We start from the raw sequence: 2,238 nt of genomic DNA, 5'->3' as shown, positions 1-2,238 counted from the left end.
TGTGTTAAAGATCTACCTACAACACTACCAGTTTGAAAATACATATTTAATGCTTCCGCTGGATTGTAATTAGTTCCATTACCAAGATCAACTTCAGCTAAACCGTCCATATCTAAGAACACCCCATCTGGAACTATCCTGGACATTACTTGTTGTAGCTTTAAATGCGTTAATTGAATCATATCCGCAAAACCTGTAATCTTGCTAACTAAAGATTCAATTCTTCCTTTATAAATTCTAGGAGCAGTTATAACGTAATTCATTTCTACTTTAGTGGTATCGGCATATGGTCTTGTCATATTTTCCGATAACTTCCATTCTAGCATGGTATTGTTACCTAAAACTTTAGCTCCTGTATATAAAACCTCTATTGTTCTTGACACTCTATCAAAGTTATCATTTTCTGGAGGATTAAAACTATCATCTTTTTGAATAACTTTTTCTAAACCAGTTTCTGTTTTCTTTATTTTAAAAACTTGATTCATATAAGTTTTGTATTCAAAATATAAAACTTGTACGGTATTTTCGTCATAGTTACCCCAACCAGTTATATACTGATTGTTTCCAGGCATATTTTGAATATCTTTTAACTCTTCTTCAGATATGCGAGGGAATTGTTTTTTAAGTTCGGGTATTGTAATTGATTTAACTTCCCCGACATAATATATGTCTTCAAAATTGGGGTCTTCAGTATAAGAATAAACTAAATATGCAGGATCCACATAATCAACAACAATTCCATTAGATTCATTAAATCTTGTTTTAGTACAAGATATACCTAACACTACTACATCATGTGCTAGCCTTTGCCTAATTTCGTCGTATTTGTTTTGCTTTAAAACAGTATCTATAACTTCCTCTTCGGCAATTTCAACACTTTGCTTATAATTAAGCTGCATAAAGAGATCTAGCTCTTCTTTATTAGCAGGAAGAACGCTTGGATCAGATGTAGCATATAAGTTTTGACCAAACTCAGAACTTATTTCATCTAATATTTGTTTGTTTTCAATATCTCTTAATGCGTTAAAAGCATAATTTGTTCTTTGCTTTAAAGCAAAAGGATCCGTAGCCATTGCTTTAATTTGAAAACCTTTTTGGGTCATGCCATTAACTACAATATCCACAAACTTAGATATAACAGGCACTGGTTTCCAATCTAAATTAAGATAAGACAAGTCGCCATTAATAGCAAGCTCATCTTTGTATTTTTGTATTGACTGTTCACCTCTAGCGTATAATCTTAATTGATGAAAGCTATTATAATTAGTTTGATACCTATTAGCATTAGTCCTTCCTTGGTCAAACCATTCCTGTTCAATGGCTCTAGCCACTTGAATACCATACTCTAATGATGCTTTTTCTGCATCGCTAACCACTTGGCTTGGAAAGGAACTATTGGTATTTGTGTATATGTTCATTTATATTATAATTTTTGAGGTACTACCATCATTATTGTATCTTTTTAAACCTAGATTAACAGGCTGTCTTTCTATTCTATTAACAGGAACGTATCTATGTTTATTGCAAGCCATTAAAGCTAAACCAGAACTAATAGATGCATCATGACTTGTTCTATTGTTTATGTTAAATCTAGCCCAATCTTCTAAGGTTCTTTGAAAATACATATCTCCATAACCAGTATCTGATAAACCTACAAATTGTTCAACATAAGTTTCTATAGCAGCAGCATGTGCTTGCTTAATATCTTCACTAGAGTTTGGTATTCCACCTATTTCTTTTTCAGTAACAGATAGTTTATTCCAAATCTTGTCAGGTCTATTCATTGAAAAACCTCTATAGCCTCTTCTTTTAAAATGATATAAAAGTCTTGGCTTGTTATTTTCAGCTAGTATTGGCATACCATAAAATACACATGCCATTAAAACATCTTCAAAAAATATTTCCGCTGTTTGTGGTCTAGCTATATATTCTAAAAAGAAATGATTAGGAGGTACATCTTCCATAGAAAACTTAGTTAAACCATGCAAAGAACCATTAGATCCTCTTTGGTCAACTGTACCTGATATATCATAACTATCACAACCAAATGCACCAAGGTGTTCATTACCCGGCCATTTAGTACCATTCTTTATTATCACTTGGTTTTGAAGATGTTTAGCTGGAACCCAAGTTATTTTAAACCTTCCATCTTTATGAGGATTAAATATTACTCTTGTATCAGGCATCCCATTCTCCCAAGCGAAACTACCAGTAGTTACAATTGCAGTATTTCTAAGG

2 protein-coding genes are annotated in these 2,238 nt (G+C 32.5%); both read right to left on the bottom strand.

The features are described 5' to 3' along the window. The coding region (locus WAO31_RS04815; protein ID WP_509590920.1) for a hypothetical protein at positions 1 to 1,418 on the bottom strand (1,418 nt) is incomplete at its 3' end. Further along, a partial coding sequence (locus WAO31_RS04810) for a hypothetical protein (protein WP_509590918.1) occupies positions 1,419 to 2,238 on the bottom strand: 820 nt, incomplete at its 5' end.

This window comes from Rhodoluna sp. (assembly GCF_049276775.1).
Lineage (GTDB): Bacteria > Actinomycetota > Actinomycetes > Actinomycetales > Microbacteriaceae > Rhodoluna.
This window is presented reverse-complemented; position numbering and strand designations above follow the sequence as displayed.